The 18,893-nt window shown below is 65.9% G+C and carries 23 protein-coding genes; 11 read left to right on the forward strand and 12 right to left on the reverse strand.

The annotated features are described in order from the left end of the window. Positions 1–12: 12 nt before the first annotated feature. Together ACQR1H_RS02700 and ACQR1H_RS02705 are read right to left on the reverse strand one after the other, a co-directional pair. The gene (locus tag ACQR1H_RS02700) at positions 13–1,212 is read right to left on the reverse strand and encodes an FAD-dependent monooxygenase (RefSeq protein WP_316215988.1); all 1,200 of its coding nucleotides are present in this window, start codon (positions 1,210–1,212) and stop codon (positions 13–15) included. A 10-nt stretch (positions 1,213–1,222) separates the two neighbouring features. Continuing rightward, positions 1,223–1,465, reverse strand: a complete 243-nt coding sequence (locus ACQR1H_RS02705) for a zinc-finger domain-containing protein (RefSeq protein ID WP_315714692.1) — start codon at positions 1,463–1,465, stop codon at positions 1,223–1,225. A gap of 292 nt (positions 1,466–1,757) precedes the next feature. Between ACQR1H_RS02705 and ACQR1H_RS02710 the strand changes: the two genes are divergently transcribed. After that, positions 1,758–2,909: a hypothetical protein gene (locus tag ACQR1H_RS02710; RefSeq protein ID WP_434907072.1), complete on the forward strand. Its 1,152-nt coding sequence runs from the start codon at positions 1,758–1,760 to the stop codon at positions 2,907–2,909. A gap of 147 nt (positions 2,910–3,056) precedes the next feature. Then, a complete protein-coding gene (locus ACQR1H_RS02715; RefSeq protein ID WP_315801075.1) occupies positions 3,057–3,806 on the forward strand; it encodes an alpha/beta fold hydrolase in 750 nt (249 codons plus the stop codon). 109 nt (positions 3,807–3,915) lie between these two features. Here the strand turns inward: ACQR1H_RS02715 and ACQR1H_RS02720 are convergent, their stop codons facing one another. Beyond that, positions 3,916–5,244 carry a hypothetical protein gene (locus ACQR1H_RS02720; RefSeq protein ID WP_434907073.1) on the reverse strand — a complete coding sequence of 443 codons (1,329 nt, stop codon included), beginning with the start codon at positions 5,242–5,244 and terminating at the stop codon, positions 3,916–3,918. 493 nt (positions 5,245–5,737) lie between these two features. Between ACQR1H_RS02720 and cysE the strand changes: the two genes are divergently transcribed. Beyond that, on the forward strand, positions 5,738–6,568 hold the full coding sequence (gene cysE, locus ACQR1H_RS02725; RefSeq protein WP_316176981.1) for a serine O-acetyltransferase: 831 nt from the start codon (positions 5,738–5,740) through the stop codon (positions 6,566–6,568). Between the two features lie 277 nt (positions 6,569–6,845). Then, positions 6,846–7,058 carry a DUF3126 family protein gene (locus tag ACQR1H_RS02730; protein WP_006611186.1) on the forward strand — a complete coding sequence of 71 codons (213 nt, stop codon included), beginning with the start codon at positions 6,846–6,848 and terminating at the stop codon, positions 7,056–7,058. 391 nt (positions 7,059–7,449) lie between these two features. Here ACQR1H_RS02730 and ACQR1H_RS02735 read toward each other — a convergent pair whose 3' ends face one another. After that, the gene (locus ACQR1H_RS02735) at positions 7,450–8,148 is read right to left on the reverse strand and encodes a hypothetical protein (protein ID WP_434907074.1); all 699 of its coding nucleotides are present in this window, start codon (positions 8,146–8,148) and stop codon (positions 7,450–7,452) included. Between the two features lie 196 nt (positions 8,149–8,344). Between ACQR1H_RS02735 and ACQR1H_RS02740 the strand changes: the two genes are divergently transcribed. Then, a complete protein-coding gene (locus tag ACQR1H_RS02740; protein ID WP_009027540.1) occupies positions 8,345–8,674 on the forward strand; it encodes a DUF6949 family protein in 330 nt (109 codons plus the stop codon). Between the two features lie 83 nt (positions 8,675–8,757). Further along, positions 8,758–9,288 carry a gamma carbonic anhydrase family protein gene (locus ACQR1H_RS02745; protein WP_315801072.1) on the forward strand — a complete coding sequence of 177 codons (531 nt, stop codon included), beginning with the start codon at positions 8,758–8,760 and terminating at the stop codon, positions 9,286–9,288. Positions 9,289–9,319: 31 nt separating this feature from the next. Here ACQR1H_RS02745 and ACQR1H_RS02750 read toward each other — a convergent pair whose 3' ends face one another. Both ACQR1H_RS02750 and ACQR1H_RS02755 read right to left on the reverse strand, forming a co-directional pair. Then, entirely contained in the window at positions 9,320–9,487 is a 168-nt protein-coding gene (locus tag ACQR1H_RS02750) for a hypothetical protein (protein ID WP_315801071.1), read from the reverse strand. Further along, entirely contained in the window at positions 9,484–9,789 is a 306-nt protein-coding gene (locus tag ACQR1H_RS02755) for a hypothetical protein (protein ID WP_434907075.1), read from the reverse strand. Before ACQR1H_RS02755 ends, ACQR1H_RS02750 begins: the two co-directional genes overlap by 4 nt. Positions 9,790–9,864: 75 nt before the next feature. On the opposite strand from ACQR1H_RS02755, the gene ACQR1H_RS02760 reads away from it, so the two are divergent. The 3 genes from ACQR1H_RS02760 to ACQR1H_RS02770 all read left to right on the forward strand — a co-directional run bounded on the left by ACQR1H_RS02760 (position 9,865) and on the right by ACQR1H_RS02770 (position 11,044). After that, positions 9,865–10,302, forward strand: coding sequence for a hypothetical protein (locus ACQR1H_RS02760; protein ID WP_434892399.1), 438 nt, complete (start codon positions 9,865–9,867; stop codon positions 10,300–10,302). 159 nt (positions 10,303–10,461) lie between these two features. Then, positions 10,462–10,761: a hypothetical protein gene (locus ACQR1H_RS02765; protein WP_434907076.1), complete on the forward strand. Its 300-nt coding sequence runs from the start codon at positions 10,462–10,464 to the stop codon at positions 10,759–10,761. A gap of 130 nt (positions 10,762–10,891) precedes the next feature. Beyond that, on the forward strand, positions 10,892–11,044 hold the full coding sequence (locus ACQR1H_RS02770; protein WP_315801393.1) for a hypothetical protein: 153 nt from the start codon (positions 10,892–10,894) through the stop codon (positions 11,042–11,044). 103 nt (positions 11,045–11,147) lie between these two features. Here ACQR1H_RS02770 and ACQR1H_RS02775 read toward each other — a convergent pair whose 3' ends face one another. The 3 genes from ACQR1H_RS02775 to ACQR1H_RS02785 form a co-directional block, all read right to left on the reverse strand. Then, positions 11,148–11,960, reverse strand: a complete 813-nt coding sequence (locus ACQR1H_RS02775; RefSeq protein WP_410051410.1) for a dienelactone hydrolase family protein — start codon at positions 11,958–11,960, stop codon at positions 11,148–11,150. Between the two features lie 396 nt (positions 11,961–12,356). Beyond that, on the reverse strand, positions 12,357–12,872 hold the full coding sequence (locus ACQR1H_RS02780) for a hypothetical protein (protein WP_434880668.1): 516 nt from the start codon (positions 12,870–12,872) through the stop codon (positions 12,357–12,359). Between the two features lie 242 nt (positions 12,873–13,114). Beyond that, on the reverse strand, positions 13,115–13,537 hold the full coding sequence (locus ACQR1H_RS02785) for a hypothetical protein (protein ID WP_434907077.1): 423 nt from the start codon (positions 13,535–13,537) through the stop codon (positions 13,115–13,117). 282 nt (positions 13,538–13,819) lie between these two features. On the opposite strand from ACQR1H_RS02785, the gene ACQR1H_RS02790 reads away from it, so the two are divergent. Next, positions 13,820–14,818: a hypothetical protein gene (locus ACQR1H_RS02790; RefSeq protein ID WP_434907078.1), complete on the forward strand. Its 999-nt coding sequence runs from the start codon at positions 13,820–13,822 to the stop codon at positions 14,816–14,818. Between the two features lie 368 nt (positions 14,819–15,186). Here ACQR1H_RS02790 and ACQR1H_RS02795 read toward each other — a convergent pair whose 3' ends face one another. From ACQR1H_RS02795 to ACQR1H_RS02805, 3 genes are all read right to left on the reverse strand, one after another. After that, positions 15,187–15,807: a transglutaminase-like cysteine peptidase gene (locus ACQR1H_RS02795; protein WP_434895355.1), complete on the reverse strand. Its 621-nt coding sequence runs from the start codon at positions 15,805–15,807 to the stop codon at positions 15,187–15,189. A 333-nt stretch (positions 15,808–16,140) separates the two neighbouring features. After that, positions 16,141–16,755 (reverse strand): PilZ domain-containing protein, encoded by a 615-nt coding sequence (locus ACQR1H_RS02800; RefSeq protein WP_315801062.1) that lies wholly within the window; start codon positions 16,753–16,755, stop codon positions 16,141–16,143. 241 nt (positions 16,756–16,996) lie between these two features. After that, the gene (locus ACQR1H_RS02805; RefSeq protein ID WP_316176996.1) at positions 16,997–17,554 is read right to left on the reverse strand and encodes a PAS domain-containing protein; all 558 of its coding nucleotides are present in this window, start codon (positions 17,552–17,554) and stop codon (positions 16,997–16,999) included. 523 nt (positions 17,555–18,077) lie between these two features. Between ACQR1H_RS02805 and ACQR1H_RS02810 the strand changes: the two genes are divergently transcribed. Further along, positions 18,078–18,875, forward strand: coding sequence for a rhomboid family intramembrane serine protease (locus ACQR1H_RS02810; protein ID WP_434890699.1), 798 nt, complete (start codon positions 18,078–18,080; stop codon positions 18,873–18,875). Positions 18,876–18,893: the final 18 nt, after the last annotated feature.

The raw sequence follows: 18,893 nt of genomic DNA on the forward strand, positions 1-18,893 counted from the left end.
GGCGCTCTCCGCCTACGGCCGCCAGTCGTAGATCCAGCTCTGCCGCGCCGACAGGCGCTGCGGGCCGAGCGCCTTGATGCTGAGATCGCGGGCCAGCGCCAGCGGTCCGGTCATGTGATAGAGCCGGCCCTGGTTGCGCGCGGTGCGCTGCACCTGGCCGACGCGCGGGCGGCGCAGCTTGGCGTAGCGTTTCAGCGCAGCCGGGATCGCGCCGGGACCGTCCGGGCGCGCCTCGCTCAGGCTCTTGGCCAGCACCACCGCATCCTCGATCGCCATTCCCGCGCCTTGCGCCGCAAACGGCAGCATGGCGTGCGCGGCGTCGCCGAGCAGCGCGACGCTGCCCTCGGTCCATTCGATGCCTTCGGGGACGCCGAACAGCGCCCATTTGCGCCAGCCGTCGACCGCATTGAGCAGCAGCCGCGCCGTCGCCGGCCAGCGCGGCGGCGCGAACGCCGCCTTCAGCTCGCCCGGATCGCCCTCCGTGCTCCAGCCCGGCCGGTTCCAGGTGCCCGGTACCACCGCAACCACATTGACCTGCCGGCCAGCCGAGATCGGATAGGCGACGAGATGGGCCGCGGGACCCATCCAGAGCTGCACCCGCGCGGCGGTCAGTTCGCGCGGCAATTGCCGGGCGTCGAGCGTGCCGCGCCAGGCGATCAGGCCAGAGAACTCGGCGCGGACCTGCGGAAACAGATGGTGCCGGACCGTTGACCACACGCCGTCGGCGCCGATCAGCGCCAGCGCCACGTCCTGGCGGCGCTCATTGCCGCGGCGATGCACCACGGTGAGGCCCTTGGCGTGGGCGACGACGTCCTCGAACTGGCAGCCGAGCCGCAGCTCGACGTCCGGATGCGCCATCACCTCCGCGGCCAGCGCCGCCTGCAGGTCGGCGCGGTGGATCACCCAATAGGGTGCGCCCGCTGCCCGGCTCGCGGCCTCGCCGAGCGGCAGGCGGGCGATCTCGCCGCCGGCCCGCGCGCTCATGATGCTGACGGCGTCCGGCACCACCGCGCGCGCGGTCAGCCGCGGCCCGAGGCCGAGGTCGAGCAGGATCCGGCTGGCATTGGGCGACAGCTGCAGGCCGGCGCCGACCTCCTCGAGCCGTTCGGCCTTCTCCAGCACGACGACGCGGAAGCCCTTGGTGGCGAGCGCGAGCGCGGCCGTCAGGCCGCCGATCCCGGCTCCCGCCACATAGACGGTACGCGATGCCACGACACGCCGATCAGGCGACGTCCTTCAGCACGCATTCCGGGGGCCGCGCCTCGCCGGCGGCGAGGTCCGGCGCATAGCGGTACAGCGTCGAGCAATACGGGCAGATGATCTCCTTGTCGTTGCCGAGATCGAGGAACACGTGCGGATGATCGAACGGCGGATTGGCGCCCACGCACATGAACTCATGCGAGCCGATCTCGATGACGGGGACACCGGCATCGTTGTTGAAATGCGGGACGATGTTATCGGCCATCGGTATTACCTCGCGTGGCAACGGGAGCGTATGCGGTCAGCACGACGGAACAGGACGGGACTGAGGTCGCACGGCCGCACGCGTCGAAAACGACGCGACCATACTGAGCCTTGATGCCAATTCCTAGTGCTGGGAACCCGCGTTTGATGCAACGCACGCCGTTATGTTGTGGCCTGTGGATTCGACACAAACTCAGGGCCGCCGAGAAGCCCTTCTTTCGTCGAGGCCGTTGTGTCAGGCACGGAAATTACTATGTCTCTTCGCATCGTTCCCGCGAAAACGTGAAGGCGGCGTGATCTCGAAGCGAATCAAGCTGGGACTCAGTCTGGCGCTGGCCGGGCTTGCCGTCAGCGCCGCGGTCGGCGCTGCGATATGGCCGCACGCCTATGGGGCCGGAGCCATCGTCGCGGCGCAGGATGATCCGGCGAGGCTGTCGGAGCTTCAGGTCGCCTCCGTACTGCAGACCGATCCGGCGCGCATCAGCAGCGGCATCAGGGACGCGCTCGAAGCGGGCGATCCGGATCTCGCCGAGAGCTTCGTTGCGCTCGCGCGGGATCATCAGGTGGCACTCGACGACGCGCTGGTGCAGCGCGTGAGCGATGCGGCGGCCGCCGAGAAGGCGCCGGCCAGCGTTGCCAAGCGGTTCGCGACCGGGCTCGTCACCGGCCAGGCCGACGATGTCGCCAGCCTGTCCGGCACCGTGGCGGGCGATCTCTTCGTGTTCGGCGACATCCGCGACGCGGTGCGCGAGGGCAAGCATCTGGTGATGGGCGAGGAGACCGACCGCCTTGTGCTGGGCCTGGCCGCGGCCGGCCTTGCCGTCACTGCCGCGACCTATGCCTCGGCAGGCACTGCCGCGCCGGTGCGGGCCGGGCTGACGCTGGTGAAGGATGCGCGAAAGGTCGGCCGGCTCGGCGAGGGGCTCGCCGCCTGGGCCGGACGCTCGGCGCGGGATGTGGTCGATGCGCCGCTGTTGCAGCAGGCGGTGGCCTCGGGCTCGGTGCTTCGTCCTGGCCAGACCGCGACCGCGATCCGCGCGGCGTTCCGCGCCGAGAAGGCCGGCGCGCTGGTGCGGCTCGCCAAGGATGTCGGCCGCATCACTGAGAAGGCCGGCACGCGCGGCGCACTGGATTCGCTCAAGCTCGCCGAAGGGCCGAAGGACATCGCCCGCGCGGCGCGGCTCGCCGAGGCCAAGGGCGGCCAGACGCGCGCGATCCTGAAGCTGCTCGGCCGCGGCGCGCTGCTGCTGACCGCGGGGGCATTCAATCTCGCGCTCTGGCTGTTCGGCGCGCTGATGACGCTGCTCAGCTTCGTCGCATCGCTGAAGGCGATGACCGAGCGGGCCACCCAGGCCTGGCTCGACCGGAGCCGGCGGCGCCGCCTGCGCCGGATGCAGGCCGCGTCCTCCGCTCCCGAACTGGCCGCAACCGCGTCCTGCGGCTAGAGCATGATCCGGAAAAGTGGAAGCCGGTTTTCCGAAAAGATCATGCTCAAACAAAGGGATAAGATCATGATGCGATTCCGTGGAAGCGCATCATGATCTAGACTTCGTCCGACCAGCTTCACTCCAGCGTTCCGGGATTCGCGACCGATGCCGAGCTTTCACAACGGCGCCGTTGAAATTGCCTTCATCGATGAGGGGGAGGGCGATCCGATCGTGCTCGTCCATGGCTTTGCGTCGAGCAAGAACGTCAACTGGGTCTACCCGGCCTGGACCTCCGAGCTGCGCAAGGACGGCCGCCGAGTGATCGCGCTCGACAATCGCGGCCATGGCGATTCGGGCAAGCTGTACGACCCCGCGCTGTATTCGATCGCGGCGATGGCGAGCGACGTCACGGCGTTGATGGATCATCTCGGCCTCGCCAGCGCCGACGTGATGGGCTACTCGCTCGGCGGCCGCATCGCCGCGCATATCGCGCTGACCGCGCCCGAGCGGTTGCGTTCGGCGATCTTCGGTGGCATCGGCATGGCGATGATCGAAGGCGGCGGTCCCGGCGAGAACGTCGCCGTCGCGCTCGAGGCGCCGTCGATCGACGACGTGACCGATCCCGTGGGCCGCACCTTCCGCGCCTTCGCCGACCAGACCCGCTCCGACCGCCTGGCGCTGGCCGCCTGCATGCGCGGCTCGCGCGGCCTGATCTCGCGCGAGGACGCCGGCCGCATCGCGGTGCCGGTGCTGGTGGCGGTCGGCACCACCGACGAGGTGTCGGGCTCGGGTCCGGCGCTCGGCGCGCTCATCCCCGGTGCCGAAGTGCTCGACATCCCCAATCGCGATCACATGCGCGCTGTCGGCGACAAGGTCTACAAGGCCGGGGTCGTCGACTTCCTGTCACGGCGCTGAAGCCGTAGCCCGGGCGAGCGCAGCGACCCCGGGTTTTCCGAGCGGCGCGTGTGAACCCGCATGTCGCTCCCGCCTTCGCCCTCTGGGCTTCGGCTGCCGCTCAAGCGGGCTACGGGAGGCGTTCCGCCGTGCCTTCCACGCGCTCGCCGCTGAACCACCTTGCCGCGGCGATCAGCGCGGTGAAGGTGGCGATCCACACCATCCGCGCGCCGTAGCGGTCATGCGGGCCGGAGATGACACCGCAGATCAGGGCATTGCCCAGCAGCGCCAGGGTCACGGTGCTGGCAAGCAAAGCCACATCGTCGCGCCGCCGGCGCCAGATCGCGTGCGCCGCGATCGCCGCCGCCGCCAGCATCGAGGCCAGCGCGACCGGCACGTGCAGCCAGTTGACGTCGGCAAAATTGATGTCCCAATGCTGCTGGTGCGCGGCGCGCATTTGCCTCGTCTGCGACGGGATGTAGCGCTCGATGATGCCGTAGGTATGCGGCAGCCAGCCGTTGGTGCCTTCGCCGGTCGCCACATGCGCCAACTGCTCGGCGGTAGCGACCGCGGCGGCCTTGGCCTGCCACAGCGGATAGGCCGCGAGCGACCGCTTCACGATGAAGCCCATCTCATCGTTCATGCCCTCGAAACGGCCGAGCTTGTCGAACATGCTGTGGCCCCAGAGGAAGTCGTCGGCGGTGGGCGGCAGCTCGTTGCGATAGGGGCAGAGCTTCAGCTTCTCGCGGGCGCAATGGTCCTTCAGATATTGCGCCACGATGCCGTCCTGGAGCATGCGGCCGAAGGCGACCCCGGTGCCGCCCGGCGTCCACGCGAACTGGCCGGACAGGGCAAAGTTGGCTGCGAGCAGCATCGCCGCACCCGCGACGATCGTCATGCTGGCCTGGACCAGGCCGGAGAGCGCGATCTGCCGGCGCAGCCAGGGATAGGCGATCCAGCCGGCGCAGCACAGGCCGAACAGCACGCCGAGCGTGGCGCTGTGGGTGGCGGAGGCGAAGGCCACGAAGCCGAACAGCGCGCATGTCTCCAGCATGGAGATCCGGCGTGCGTGCGCGACCATGATGTAGAGCGCCAGCACCGACAGGCCGGCGAAGATGTCGGTCAGCAGCATGCTGGCGAGCCAGGGCAGGGCGGTGGTCAGGATCAGCAGCAGGCCGATCCAGAGCAGGCGCAGCGGCTGGGCCAGCCCCAGCACGCGCAAGGTGAGCTGCAGGATCCAGAGCGTCGCCAGCGCCTGCAGGCCGAGATTGAGCCAGAAGCTCGAGCCTTCGCCAAAATGCAGATAGAGCCCGAACACGGTCGAGCGGCTCGGCACCAGATAGCCTTCGTACCAGCGCGCGAGATAGCCCCCGGTGTCCCACTGCAGCAGCGGGTAGCCGTTCCATAGCGCCGGCGCGACGAGGAAGAGCGGGATGACGATGACGGGGAGCCAGGCCAATCCGGCCTCGGTTGCGCGTTCGTCCAGGATCTGAGTGTTACTGATACCCGTGTCCCCCGATCAGGAGCACCGTGGCCGAAATATGGTCAGGGCGATATTCACTAGTAGACGCAGAGCGATGGATGGTAAAGCCGCTCCCGTGATCGAACGGGGGAATGGCCGGCCTTCTGTCCCCGGGTGGTTCCTTTTTGCCGCAGCCGCCGGTATCCGTCCCTTCCGCCCTCCCGCAGAGTGCCCCAGGTGCCGGAACCGATTGCTACCCCCGAGGCCCACCTTGATTTCGGGTTCCTGCTGCCCACTTTGAACCGACGCGGTGCCGAATGGCATGGCGGCGCAACCGGGACGTCATCGGCGGGACGTAAAATGTCTCAATCCCGTGTTTTCTGGGAGGCAGGCTGGCTGGAATGGATCGCCGGCCTCGCGCCTCCTGCAGAGGACATCGTTCCATGCGCCGTGCTATAAGTCCCGCCCACTGAAACTGCGAGAAGCAGCCATGGCTATGCATCAGACCAATCCGCAGCAGGGCAGCAAGCTGGCGACGCTTGATCCGATCTGGGATCGGATCCGCCACGAGGCAGAAGAGATCGTGCGCCGCGAGCCCGAGCTCGCGACCTTCATCTATTCAACCGTCCTGCACCACGGCCGGCTCGAGGATTCGGTCGTGCACCGCGTCGCCGACCGTCTCGATCATTCCGCGCTGTCGGGCGACCTGATCCGCCAGACCTTCAATGACGCGCTGCGCGACGAGCCGGACCTCGGCCATGCGTTCCGCGCCGATCTCGTCGCCGTCTACGATCGCGATCCCGCCACCTCGCGCTTCATCGATCCGCTGCTCTACTTCAAGGGCTTCCACGCCCTGCAGACGCACCGGCTGGCGCATTGGCTGTATCGCAACAGCCGCAAGGATTTCGCGTTCTATCTGCAGAGCCGCTCCTCGGCCGTGTTCCAGACCGACATCAATCCGGCGGCGCGCATCGGCCGCGGCATCTTCCTCGATCACGCCACCGGCTTCGTCTGCGGCGAGACGGCCATCATCGAGGACAACGTCTCGATTCTGCATGGCGTGACGCTCGGCGGCACCGGCAAGGAGAACGAGGATCGGCACCCCAAGATTCGTCATGGCGTGCTGATCGGCGCCGGCGCCAAGGTGCTCGGCAACATCGAGGTCGGTCATTGCGCGCGCATTGCCGCCGGCTCGGTCGTCGTGAAGCCGGTGCCGAACAACGTCACCGTCGCAGGCGTGCCGGCGAAGATCGTCGGCGAGGCCGGTTGTGCGGAGCCGTCGCGCACCATGGATCAGATGATCAACGCGATCGGGATCTGAGCCGCGAGCGCCTCCGTCGACAGCGAAGTCAAGACCTTCTCATCCAGGGAAATTCGTGCCAACACATCGGCGTCTGTGGATTTGACGATCCGCCGTTTGTCTTGAGTTTGTCTTGGCGGAATGAATGTGAGATCCACGGCGTCCCTTTCAGTGCGTTCGACATCGCCGCTCGTCTTGCCTCGATCCTTGGGCCGGAATGTCGAAGTCATAAGGACACGGACGTTCGCGCTGTAGCGTCCGCATCATCTGCAAACCTCGCTGTCGATTGGAGATCACCGTGGACGTTCAGGAAGTCAGGAAGCTCGACGCGTATCTGAAGCGCGTGTTCGGCAATCCCAAGATCCGTGTGGTGCCGCGGCCGAAGAAGGAAGACTCCGCCGAAGTCTATATCGGCGAAGAGTTCATCGGCGTTCTGTTCGTCGACGACGAGGACGACGACCGCTCGTTCCAATTCCAGATGGCGATCCTGGAAGACGATCTGGTGGAGTAGATCCTCTCGCCACGCTTGAGAATGCACGATCAGGCGCGGTGCCAGTGAATGCGCCCTCTCCCCTTGTGGGAGAGGGCGACGCCGGCCTATCAACGGGCCGCTTGGGTGAGGGGTCTCTCTCCGCCAGCGGCGCTCGTCGCGAGATACCCCTCACCCAAGTGCGTTTGCCGCTCGGTCCTCCATGCCCTTTCCCACAAGGAGAGGGCGCATTCACGAGAACCTCGCCAAGGTGTCGACGCTCATCGGCCGCCCCTCGAGTGCCGTGGGGATGAGCTTATGAGTAAGTAGAACGGCGCGCATCGCGTAGCCCGCATGAGCGTAAGCGACATGCGGGTTCACACGTTGTGCCGGAGAGCCCGGATGTCGCTGCGCTCATCCGGGCTACGACCAACTACTTCACCGCATGCATCTGCGCCGTCAGCCGCTCCATGGCCGCGGCGACGTCCTGCCACTGTGACAGCCAGCCGCGCGGAAACCTGAAGGTCAGATCCGCGCCTTCGACGCGGCGTTCGCTGAGGCACATGCCCGGCGTGGCGGCATCACGCGTGCAGCGGGCGACCAGCACAGGCTGCTCGGCCGTGAACAGATCCTCCATGTCGTACGCTGTGCCCGCGCGGAAGCTTCGCATGCTCAATCCGTCCTGCACCGGCACGGCAGCTGGATTGAGATAGCGCGGATAGATCGTCTTCAGTCGCGTCTCCGGCGACATCGCGTCGTGATGTGCCGATATCGAGACGAAGATGCGATCGATCGGGTGCGGCGCCTGATCGATCTGGTCGGCGCTGACGTGATGCAGCGCCTCAGGCGGGGTGAGCGAGGGATATTCGAAGCCGAGATCGACGCGCTCCTGCGGCCCCGTATGGCGCTGGATCTTCACCCGGATGGCGGCCGCCGGCACGTTGAACACGGTGCCGCCGATGCTGACCGGCAGGCGTTCGGGCCCCTTGAAGGTGCTGGCGCGCCAGGTGGGCCAAAGCAGGTAGGCGACGAGGGCGACTGCGGCCGCCGTCAGCACGCAGCCCAGGATGATCGGCACGGCGTTGCCATGTCCGTTCGAAGGGCGGGCACTGCGGACCGAAAACATCGTCATGGCGGGCAGGGGATCTCAAGGACCGAATCAGCGCCGACTATGCCACGGCGATGCGGCGATCTGCAGAAACTTACCTGCAAGGGGCCGCGCACCGGCCGCGGCCGCCATTAACCCTTCCTTAAGGATAATGTGGCGGGTGCGGTCGCTTTTTGCCAAACCAGCATCGGGCAGTTCTGCAAGAGTGTGAGTGCGTACGATGTCGGCAGAGGCGTTCAATTCCCTGTTCTCGCTCCTCATCGGTTTTGCCTTGGCCGGCGCCTTGGCAAGCGGCTACCAGGCCTATGCCGAACGTCCGCCGGGCTTCGAGCTGCTGCAGGAGGGCGTCACGCCCCGGCGGTTCGCCGCGGTGCCATTCCTGGTGTTCGCCGCGCCTTTCATCATCATGCGCAACACGCTGCGCGGTGCCCGCATCGAGCGCCGTCGCTTCGAGTTCGTGATGCTGGCGACCGTGATCGCCGGCTTCTGGAGCATGATGTGCGGCACCTTCGTGGTGATGACGCTGCGCGCCGCGGGCGTGCTGGCCTAGTTCCCGTGCCGGGCGCCGCCGCGGCGTTTGCTTGAAATCGCTCCGGAGCCTGTGCCAAGGTCGCCTGCGAACGGGAGACCTCGATGGCCATCTACGAACTCGACGGGCAGGCGCCCGAGCTGCCGGCGGACGGCAACTACTACATTGCCGACAATGCCACCGTGATCGGCCGGGTGAAGCTCGCCAAGGAGGTCACGGTCTGGTTCGGCGCGGTGATCCGCGGCGACAATGACTGGATCGAGATTGGCGAGAGCTCCAACATCCAGGACAACGCCACCTGTCACGTCGATCCCGGCTTTCCGCTGCGCGTCGGTCGCAACGTCACCGTCGGCCACAACGTCATTCTGCACGGCTGCACGGTCGAGGATGACGCCCTGATCGGCATGGGCTCGATCATCATGAACGGCGCGCACATCCGCCGTGGCAGCGTCGTCGGCGCCGGCGCCATCATCACCGAGGGAAAGGATTTTCCGGAATACGCGCTGATCATCGGTGCGCCCGCGCGTGTCGTTCGCACGCTGGAGCCGGCGCAGGTCGAGCGCATGGGCATCGCGGCCAAGGCCTATGTCGCCAAGGGACCGCGCTACACCAAGGGTCTGAAGAAGATCGGCTGACATCACGGCCGATGGAGCTGTCGGAGATTCCTCACGTCCCTTCGGATTCGCCTGCCTCCGCTGCGCTGGCGACACGTTCGTGGCCGCTCGCCCACAGCGCATGCTGTTCGCTGCCGTCCTGATAGGGATTGGCCTCGGCCGGAATGTTCTCGCGCGCGGCGCGCTCGCCCTGTTCAAACGGATCGGGGTCGGTGCTCATGCTGATGTCCTGCTCCTCTGTTTCGGTTTGTGCTTCGACTGGTTTCTGGATTTGTCGTCGGGCTCGTTCTTCCGTTTGCGCGCAGGCTTGCCTGCGCCATTGCCATCCTCCGCAGCGCTCTTGCGCAGCGCGTCCTTCAGATCCGCCGGTACGCCGTGCTTTTCCAACAGGTCCATGAACGCCTCGTCGGCGAGGTCCTGCAGACTCAGCATCTGATCGCGGCCCAGCTGCTTGAGCTTGTCGAACGTGTCCTCGTCGAAGGCGATCAGCTTGCGCACGGCTCCTTGCTCTCCTCGCCCCATCAATCCTCTCCGATCAACATTCGTTCCGGAACGCGGTCCGTCCGGTCGGGTTGAAGTGTAAAGGGAGACGGTCCCATGGCCAGGTTTTCATTGAGCACTTTGATCGTGATTGCAGGCCTCGGCACGGCCACTGCGGTGTTCGCGCAAGGCGGTGGCGGCGGTGCGGGCGGCGCTGGCGGTGGAGCGAGCGCCGGCGGCGCGCCGAGCGCGGGAGCCGCCGGCACCGGCACGACCGGGACCGCCGGAAGCGGCAGCAATCCCTCACAGTCATCGCAACCGGGCGCGGCAGGTGCCAACGGGACTAACAGCCTGGGCACGGCGCAATCGTCCGGCTCCGGCGCGAGCGGGGCGGGGGCGAGCAATTCCGCTGTCACGACCGGCATGGGTCGTGGAGGAGACGGAGGGACCGCAGCAACAGGCCCGAACCGTACCGGTGATGCGACCGATGTGCAGATTCAGCAGGAGAACAACACGGTCGACCGGAAGGTGAAGAGCATCTGTCGCGGTTGCTGAATGTTGCCCGCCGCTCCAGACGTCACGCAACGACATCGAGATCGCGCAGATGTGAGCGGGTTTGCCCGCGCGCCGTTCCAAATCCGGCTTAGAGACTTCCGGCTGGGAGCACCGGAGTACACTGACGCTCTCATGCCGGTTGAATTTGGAGACGGATCGATGCGCAAGAGATTGATGGGATTGTTGGCGGGTGCCGTGATTGCGGCGGCAATGATGCCGGGCATCGCGTCGGCGCACGGGCCGGGCGGTTTCCATCATGGCTTCGGCCATCATGGCTTTGGCCCGGGTTTCGGACTCGGGTTCGGCTTCGGTTTTGGCTATCCCGGCTACTACGGATACGGAGGCTATCCCTACTACTACCCGTACACCTACGAGGATCTCGGCGGCTGCTACGTCGCGCGCAAGCGTGTGCGGACAGCGCACGGCTGGCGCTATCGCAACGTCGAGGTGTGTGAATGAAGTTTGGGCGAGGCGGCCGGCCGATCCGGTCACTTCGCCTTAACGACATCTCGTGACCATTTGTTGCCGCTCCGATCGGCGGAGCGGCGACGGAGAAGTAGCTGGCGCAACGCTTGCATGGGATCCAGGCATGATGAACACACTCACATCCCCTGAACTCACGTTTGTCTTCATGGGCGTCGTCGTCAGCCTGGGCGCTGCGCTGGTCTGGATGGCCTGGGAGCTCGAGCAGGGCGGCAGGCAGCTGGCGAAGATTCGTCGCGACGATCGTCGGCCGCGCTAACAGCCGCCGGTCCGGCGCCCGAGCGCAAGCGACAGCCGGCAAGCGACTTGCGGGAAGTCTCGCGGGGCAGTCTTCCGTGTTCGCTCGCCCCGGGCCGCGGCTGTCAGCTCAGCACGCCATATTTCTTGAACCACGCCTGCATCTGCGCCCAGCCGTCCTCCGCGGCGTCCTTGCGATAGCTGGGGCGATAGTCGGCGTGGAAGCCATGCGGCGCGCCCGGATAGATCTTGAACTCGGCGGTCTTCTTGTTGGCGGCGAGCGCGGCCTTCATGGCCTCGACGCTGGCGACGGGAATGCCAGTGTCGGCTTCGCCGTAGAGGCCGAGCACGGGCGCCTTCATCTCCGGCGCAAGCTGCGTCGGGCTCTTCGGCCAGGCGGGATTGGGCGGGTCGATCAGCGGGCCGTAGAACGCAACGCCCGCCTTCAGCGCCGAACTATGCGCCGCATACTCCCACACGTTGCGGCCGCCGCGGCAGAAGCCGACGATGCCGAGACGCGAGGTGTCGCCGCCCTGCGACTTGGCCCAGGCCACGGTGGCGTCGAGGTCCGACAGCAGCTCCGCGTCGGGCTTGGCATTCACGATCGGCAGCAGGTCCTTGATCTCGGTGATCTTGGTGAGGTCGGTCCCGCTGCGGAAGTAGTAGTCCGGCGCCACGGCGAGCGCGCCGAGCTTGGCGAGACGACGCGTCACGTCCTTGATGTACTGATGCAGGCCGAAGATCTCCATCGCGACCAGCACGACGGGTGGATTGCTGGCGCTGGCGGGGCGCGCGAAATAGGCCGGCATGTCGCGGTCGCCGACCTTGATCTTCGCATCTCCGGCATTCAGGCCATTGGTGTCGGTGGTAACGACCTCGGCCCGCACCGGGCCGGCAGCCAGCGTGTAGCCGGCCGTCACGGCAGCGGACGCTGTCATGAAGCCGCGGCGTGAGAAGGGGGCGACTGTGGTCAGCCCGATGACATCGGACGTCAGTGCTGGATCGGCGGACATGGGGGCTCCTCTGCGTCTTCAGGGCGCATTGAGCCGAGAATTGGCTGGGAAAAGCAAGTCACCAGCCGGAGAGCCGCGGTCGTCGGATTCGTTCCGGGCGGTCGAACGCGCCGCCACAAAGAACAAGGCCGTCGGCGCAGTATGGCGCCAACGACCTTGCCAGCCCCGGATATTGAAATTGGCCCTGTGCCATCCTGAAATTGGCTCGCCATCCGGTGCAGGCAGGATGGCGTGACTCCCGGTTTCAATCTGTGAAGCACTTCACAGGGTCCCGGGAAAATTCGGCAGGAATTCTACGAGCAGGCGTCAGAACCGGGCGTCTCAGGATCGGTTGCGACGATGCCGATGGCCGCTGCGGCTGGCATGGGCGCGGTCGCGGATGCTGCGGTTGCGCGGAGCAGGCGCGGCCTGCTCCGAGCTCTGCGTGCTGGCGAAGGACTGGCGCAGGCCATCGATGGAGTCCTTCAGGGTCGAGACCTGATCCGACAGCCGCTTGGTGTCGGCCTGCTGGGCCGCGAGCAGGCGGCGCATGCTCTGCAGTTGCTCCTGCATCATCTGCAACTGATCGATCGATTCCTGCTGGGTGGCCTCCAGGCCCTTGGTCTTCTCCACCAATTGCTCGGATGCCTGCACCGTGCGCGCCTGCAACTGCCGCGTCACCGCGCCGCGCTCGGCCTCCGGCGCGCCGCCATAGGCACGCCACAACATGATGCCGCCGATGCCCGCGACCAGCACCACGAGCGTCGCGGCGGCGAGCGCGATCGGCTGGGCGCCCTTGACGGGGCTCGGGCTGAGCTTCTCGGGGTAGCGTCTGGTGTCGCGCGTCACCGGATTCATCACGAAACCACCCAAATTGAAAAAGCTTCGGATGCTCCTCCCGAAAACTGGGAGAGGCGAAAAACTCGAGCAGAGAACGCTGTCCGCCGAGCCCGCAAATCGTGCATCTGGCGAACGAACCAAGTCGTCAAGGTTTGATTAGGAAATCCGACAAAAGCGAGGCCTGCAAGCCCGAAATCGCGCGGTCGCAGCGGTTCCAGGTCGCGGTCGCGACCAGCCGAAAACTGCGGACGGACAAATGCTTACTGCGTTGCGCTGCAGTTCCGGCAGATCGTGAGCTTCTGCTTGAGGCGAGCCTCGTCGGCGAGGTCGGCCGCCTGTTCCTCCTCCCAGCTCATCCGGTCGCGATAACCAGAGCTCGATTGCGAGGACATCACGTCGACCCGCGAGTCGCCACGGCGCTTGCCGTTTTTGCGCGGCGTGCCGATGTCCGGCTCCGTCACCATCTCGGTGTCGGCGTCGGAGGTGGCGACACGGCCGTCCCAGTCGGCCGCAGCGCTCGTCGGCTGCGCGGTAATCACGGCGGGCGTAGCGACCATCGCCGGCGCGGCTGCAGGTGTGCCGGCCGAGGCCAGCGGTCCCGAGCAGCCGGTGCCGGACATGCAGCAGTTCGCCAGGGTCAGGGCCGCGGCCAGCAAGGTCGCGCTTCGCAGGATCATCATCATGCCGACAACCTAAACCCGACGGTCGAGGGAAAACAAGGTTGGCCGGCCGGTGCCGCGCCCCGCCGGCGACATATCGTCAAAGCAAGGCCAAAAAAAGTTGCGCATCGAGACGGCCTCACGCGAAGCGATGCCGTGCCTCTCACCGTCCGCGACCGGCGGCAAGACGTCTAACTTCAAACTCAGAATTCGATCTGAGGTCGATTTTATTGCGCGCGATGGCGAACGCATGTGGTATTCTATAACCGTTGTTCTGGTCGGCCCGGGGGGGCGCGTGCGTGCGTGATGAGGCACAAGCTTTGGTTGTTAATCTATATTGCCATGGTCATCTTATCGGGCTGCCTGGCAGCTCCGATCGCATATAGCGGCAGGGGTATCTCGATCGTCGGATGCAAGCCGGCGCCGGAGCGTGATCAGTTCATCAGCTCGTGCAGTGCGCGCCGGTTTGGAGACTTCGAGCATGCTGCGTTTTGGTTCGGGATCGAGCGCAGGGCGCTTGCCAACCTGAAGGCAGCCGACGTGGTCTTTACTGGATCGAGCCGCACGATGTTTGCTTTCAGCACGGCTGAAGTGCGGTCGTATTTTGCCGCACGCGGTCTGCGGCAGTTCAATCTCGGATTCAGCTATGAGGACCAGCAGGCGTTCTTCTCTGCGCTTGCAGTGAAGCACCATCTGCGCCCGCGTGTGCTGGTGATTGGCGTCGACCCCTATTTCAACGACCGTGTGAGCGAGCCCGCCCTGGCCGCGATGCATGATCGATGGGAGCTCGGGCGGGCTCTGGTCAAGAAGGGGGAGATGTGGGCCCAGCCAGCCCTATGCAAATTTCGGCTTATCGACTGCGAAATTGCGCCGACGGCCTTCAGATCGTCAGTGGATGGCTATTTTCTCTGGCGGGATTCGCTTATGGCGGATCGCCAGCGCCCGCGGGTTCGTCGGGATCGGTTGCGGGACTTTCAGGTCAATGTGCCGCTCGCGGCGATCGAGGCGAACACCTTCTTGAAGCGAATTGGCATGCCTGCCGACTGTGTCGTCCTGGTCCCGATGCCGACGACCGAAATCTGGCCAAAGCCGGATCCGACCAGCCAACTCGCCGAGACGATCGGAGCCATGTATATCGACGCGGACACCGGCGACGATCTCACCTTCGTCGACGAGGTGCATCTGTCATTTGACAGCGCGAAGCGGTTCTCGTCGGAATTTGTTCGCGCGTTCGACCGGCTGCCGCAGACCTGCTTGACCAATGGTCCATTGCCGGCCGAAGCCTCCGCGCTTCCTGGCAAGTGATGGAGCCGGGACGGTCGGGATCGCCGCGAGCCTCCAGACCGGGGCGCCTCCAGCGGAGCCGCCAACTCCTCGAAAATGCGAGCATAGCGATGGGCTTGCGCCTTGCGCGCGGATTCGAGCAATTGCGCGATCATATCGGTCGGGCCTGGCTCGAGCAGCCGAAGGGACGGATGGATCGGCGAACGAGACCGGGATGGTGCTGCCAAAGCGGTGGAGCTCAAGCGATCTTCGTGAATTCCGGCTGGCTCAAAAAGTTGCGGCCAGGCCTTGGGGGAGGCCTGGCCGCGCGCGAACCGGTCTGGGACGGGGAGGGGTGGGGATGTGACCGGGTCGCGTAACTCGAATTCCTGTTCGCCTCTGTTTCAGCGCTATCTGGCGCTGGCGGTGGCCACTGCCGGGCGACCGTCGCCGAGCGAGACCCACACGTTCGGGTCGCTCTGCGACTGCCGCTTGACGAAGCGGTAGCCGGTTTCGGTCCAGGCGACGACGCTCTCGTTCTGATTGTCGAGCACGTACTCGCCCTTGTCGGTCTTCACGGTGAGGACGGCATGTCCTTCACCCTTCTTGTCGCGCACCACCGTGATCAGCAGCGCCTCGCGGGGCCAGCCGGCATCGATCAGCAGCTTGCGCTTCAACAGCACGTAATCCTCGCAGTCGCCGTAGCCGTCCGTCGGCAGCGACCATTTCTCGACCACGCCCCAATGGTCCATGTCGGTGATCGGCTTGACGTTCTCGTTGACCCAGCGATTGACCTTTAGCAGATCGCGCCAGGCGGTCTGGGACAGCACGATGTCGCGGGGCTGCGACGCGCCGCCGCGGCATTCCTCGGGGGTCTCGGTGCAGAACTCGACCCAGCCGATCGGCGCCCGTGCGGTGTCGCCCAGGCTCGCATAGAGCACCCGGTCATCACCGGCATGCGCCACCCCGCCCATCGCCATCAGGAAGGCTGCGACCGCCCACCCTGTTGCCTGTCCCGTCCGCTTGACCATTTTGGCCCCCCGTTTTCGTTGGGACCATGTGTCTCACAAAGATTTTTCGCTGCCGCTAAATCGCCACGATGGATTTGACGCAAATCCAAGTAAAACAAAGGGCTTATTCGACTTTCACTTGAATCGAATCTAGCTAAAATTTGAATCATTCGCGGTTGAATCGAATGCGCTGCATTAAGCCGGGAACCGCTGCCGTTGCAGGGTCCCGTGCGCTTTTCCCGCCAACCATTAACTGCGCTGGACTGCCTGTGCGATGGCCGAACGCCACACGGCGCCCGTGGTGGCGGACGCCGTGTGCTCCGTGAAGTTGCGGGATTTCAGAGGCTTGCGGCTTTACCGCGCGGTAACGCTGTCTTCGAGCGTTTCGGCGAGCTGGGCGTGCATGAACTCGATCGCGAAGCCGCCTTCGAGATTTCGCACCACGCGCGCCTGGACGCGGCCGAGCATGACCTGCGATTTCAGCGGCGGCCTGGTCTCCGCCGCAATCGCCGCGCCCGACAGCGACATGTCGATGATGCGGCAGGTCATCTTGGTGCCGTCCTCGAGCGTCAGCACCGCGATCGGGTTGCGCGGAATGATACGGTCGTGGCGGCGATCCTCCGGCAGGTTGAGGATGTCGCGGTTGGCGAGCCAGGTCAGCTGCGCGGCGAGCTTGTCGCGCTTGCGCGCGGTGGCGCCGATCGTCATCGCGAAGCCGTTGTCGATGATGCGGGTGATCTTGCCCTCGACGCGGCCGATATGGTCGAGATAGGCGATCACGCGGTCGCCGACATTGCCGATGCCTGGTGCGAGCAGCGCCAGCCCGCCCGGCGACATGTTGATCACCTGGCAGGGAAACTCGCGCCGGTCGGGCAGCATGTAGCGGCCGAGCAGGTGGACCTTGACCCGCTGGAAACGGCGGCGCTCCTCGGCGGCCGGAAGAGAGAGTTTTTTGTTCGGCAACGCCATGTTTCGCCACTCAAAGCCGGCTCTTAGCGTGCCGGATGATCCAGTGTTGAAACTAAGTCCTGCACGGTTAATTCAGCGTTATCGCAGCACCGCAGGCGTTCATCTTGTTCGCGCAAGACGAGCATTGCCGCTGATGACGGCTCTCTCCGTCATTCCGGGCCTTGTCCGGATGATGCGCTCGCAATGACGGGGAGAGAGCTGGGACCCCGACGAGGCTTACGGGATACGGATCTGCAGGACGTCAGCGCAGGCCCTCATACACCATCAGGCCGCGGGCGAGCGCGAGCTTGCGCAGCGCGCGCGGCACGATCGGCTCGACCGGCGGATGGATGTAGCGCCATGACACCATCTCCAGCGGGCCGAGCGCGCCCCTTGGCGTCTCGAACGGGGCGAGCAGGCCGGTCAGGCTGATCGGTTCATGCGCGCGGGTCGCGAACGGCAGCAGCAGCAGCTCGAAATGCGCGGTCGTGCGATCCGGCGCCTGCGCCGTCACGCCGGCGATCGCCGGCAGCGTCTCTTCGCAGACCACCGCCGTGATCTCCTCGATCTCGCGGCGGCTGGCCGGCGCGAACTGCGCCGGAAAGCTCCTGTCCTTGACGTCGCCGCCGAGCAGGGCGCACAGCCGCGTGCCGGCCATGCGGAACGGAAAGCCGCTGTCGGCATCGCAGGACAGGACGAAGATGTCGCCCAGCAGCTCGCGCACGGCCGACGGCTCGAAGTCGCAGCGCTCCGGCGCCTTGGCATGGCCGCGCCTGTCGTTCCAATAGGCGAAGAGCTCGCGATTGGACGGATGTTTCATCTCGGTAACCCCTCGCGCCCTCGACGTCACGGGGGACATTGCTGTCCCGCTTTCGTCCAGGCGCCTCCCTGGTTGATTTTCGCAGGAGGGGTGGTGCAGCGTCCATGCCGATGGTGCGATCGTGCCGGCTTTACCCCGGCCTTCCGCGCGTTAAGGTTAAATTAACGATGAGCTTGGCGGCGTCCCGGCGATCGTTAACAATGCATTCATCAGATCGCGGCCGGACGGTGCAAGGTCCGCCGCGATACGGTGAGGTACACGCAGGCGGCGTCAAACAAGTCTGGTCGTCGCGACGGGGCGGGGGTGGGGACAACAACCCGGGCGCTCCGGACGCGGCAAAGGCCGGCAAGTCTCGGAGGGAGGGTCTTCTCAGGACCCTCCCTCGTTCTTTTGGCGGATCCGTCGCCCTTTCGCCTCCGCTGCCTCCGCCCCACACATCAACTCTGCCGCCGTGCGCTTGCGCAGGCCGGCCAAAGCCGCCTATCTGACGGATCTGTTCCTCTCGTCGAAGGCGTGCGTTCCGTTGGATTCCTCCTCGTCAGACCTCACGCAGGATCCGCCGCTCCAGCAGGCGCGGGAGCCGATCCTCAATCTGCCGGGCGCACTGACCGCCTACATCCTGCTGATCGCGGTGATCCATCTGCGCGTGCTGCTGCCGGACGAGTGGAACGCAGGGATCATCGACCTGTTCGCCTTTGTCCCGAAACGATACGACCAGACCCTGATGGACGGGGCGTTTCCCGGCGGCACGCCGGCAAAGATCTGGACCTTTTTCAGCTACTCGCTGCTGCACGCCAATCTGGCGCATATCGGCTTCAACGTGCTGTGGCTGCTGCCGTTCGGCAGCGCGCTCGCGCGCCGCTTCGGAGCGCTCAGGTTCTATCTGTTCCTGGCGGTGACGGCGGCGGCCGGTGCGCTGGCTCATCTGCTCACCCATGAGCACGCGCTGGCGCCGATGATCGGCGCCTCGGCCTCCGTGTCCGGCACCATGGCGGCGGCGATGCGCTTTGCCTTCGTGAGCGGCAGCTTCCTGTCGTTCACCCGCGGCGATGCCGATGCGGCGGCCAGGGTGCCTGCGCTGTCGCTGACGCGTGCGCTGCGCAATCCGCGGGTGCTCGGCTTCCTGGCGGTGTGGTTCGGCGTCAACATCGTGTTCGGCATCGGCGGCATCACGCCCGGCGCCGAGGGCGCCGATGTCGCATGGCAGGCTCATATCGGCGGATTCATCGCCGGACTGATCCTGTTTGCGCTGTTCGATCCCATCCCGCATGTGCGTGACGATGCTGCGCCTGCGTTGCCGTCCGACGCGGCCGACCATTAGTTGCCGCGATCCTGCGCT

This window comes from Bradyrhizobium sp. HKCCYLRH2015, from assembly GCF_051168215.1.
Taxonomy (GTDB): domain Bacteria; phylum Pseudomonadota; class Alphaproteobacteria; order Rhizobiales; family Xanthobacteraceae; genus Bradyrhizobium.

Bases quoted from the DNA above. Each gene is read 5' to 3' on its own strand.
- ACQR1H_RS02765 (WP_434907076.1), top strand. From the start codon at position 10,462: ATGCGCAAGAGATTGATGGGATTGTTGGCGGGTGCCGTGATTGCGGCG.
- ACQR1H_RS02715 (WP_315801075.1), top strand. From the start codon at position 3,057: ATGCCGAGCTTTCACAACGGCGCCGTTGAAATTGCCTTCATCGATGAG.
- ACQR1H_RS02735 (WP_434907074.1), bottom strand. From the start codon at position 8,148: ATGACGATGTTTTCGGTCCGCAGTGCCCGCCCTTCGAACGGACATGGC.
- ACQR1H_RS02785 (WP_434907077.1), bottom strand. From the start codon at position 13,537: ATGATGATGATCCTGCGAAGCGCGACCTTGCTGGCCGCGGCCCTGACC.
- cysE (WP_316176981.1), top strand. From the start codon at position 5,738: ATGGCTATGCATCAGACCAATCCGCAGCAGGGCAGCAAGCTGGCGACG.
- ACQR1H_RS02780 (WP_434880668.1), bottom strand. From the start codon at position 12,872: ATGAATCCGGTGACGCGCGACACCAGACGCTACCCCGAGAAGCTCAGC.
- ACQR1H_RS02775 (WP_410051410.1), bottom strand. From the start codon at position 11,960: ATGACAGCGTCCGCTGCCGTGACGGCCGGCTACACGCTGGCTGCCGGC.
- ACQR1H_RS02805 (WP_316176996.1), bottom strand. From the start codon at position 17,554: ATGAAACATCCGTCCAATCGCGAGCTCTTCGCCTATTGGAACGACAGG.
- ACQR1H_RS02760 (WP_434892399.1), top strand. From the start codon at position 9,865: ATGGCCAGGTTTTCATTGAGCACTTTGATCGTGATTGCAGGCCTCGGC.
- ACQR1H_RS02800 (WP_315801062.1), bottom strand. From the start codon at position 16,755: ATGGCGTTGCCGAACAAAAAACTCTCTCTTCCGGCCGCCGAGGAGCGC.
- ACQR1H_RS02705 (WP_315714692.1), bottom strand. From the start codon at position 1,465: ATGGCCGATAACATCGTCCCGCATTTCAACAACGATGCCGGTGTCCCC.
- ACQR1H_RS02755 (WP_434907075.1), bottom strand. From the start codon at position 9,789: ATGGGGCGAGGAGAGCAAGGAGCCGTGCGCAAGCTGATCGCCTTCGAC.
- ACQR1H_RS02790 (WP_434907078.1), top strand. From the start codon at position 13,820: ATGAGGCACAAGCTTTGGTTGTTAATCTATATTGCCATGGTCATCTTA.
- ACQR1H_RS02770 (WP_315801393.1), top strand. From the start codon at position 10,892: ATGATGAACACACTCACATCCCCTGAACTCACGTTTGTCTTCATGGGC.
- ACQR1H_RS02795 (WP_434895355.1), bottom strand. From the start codon at position 15,807: ATGGTCAAGCGGACGGGACAGGCAACAGGGTGGGCGGTCGCAGCCTTC.
- ACQR1H_RS02750 (WP_315801071.1), bottom strand. From the start codon at position 9,487: ATGAGCACCGACCCCGATCCGTTTGAACAGGGCGAGCGCGCCGCGCGC.
- ACQR1H_RS02740 (WP_009027540.1), top strand. From the start codon at position 8,345: ATGTCGGCAGAGGCGTTCAATTCCCTGTTCTCGCTCCTCATCGGTTTT.
- ACQR1H_RS02745 (WP_315801072.1), top strand. From the start codon at position 8,758: ATGGCCATCTACGAACTCGACGGGCAGGCGCCCGAGCTGCCGGCGGAC.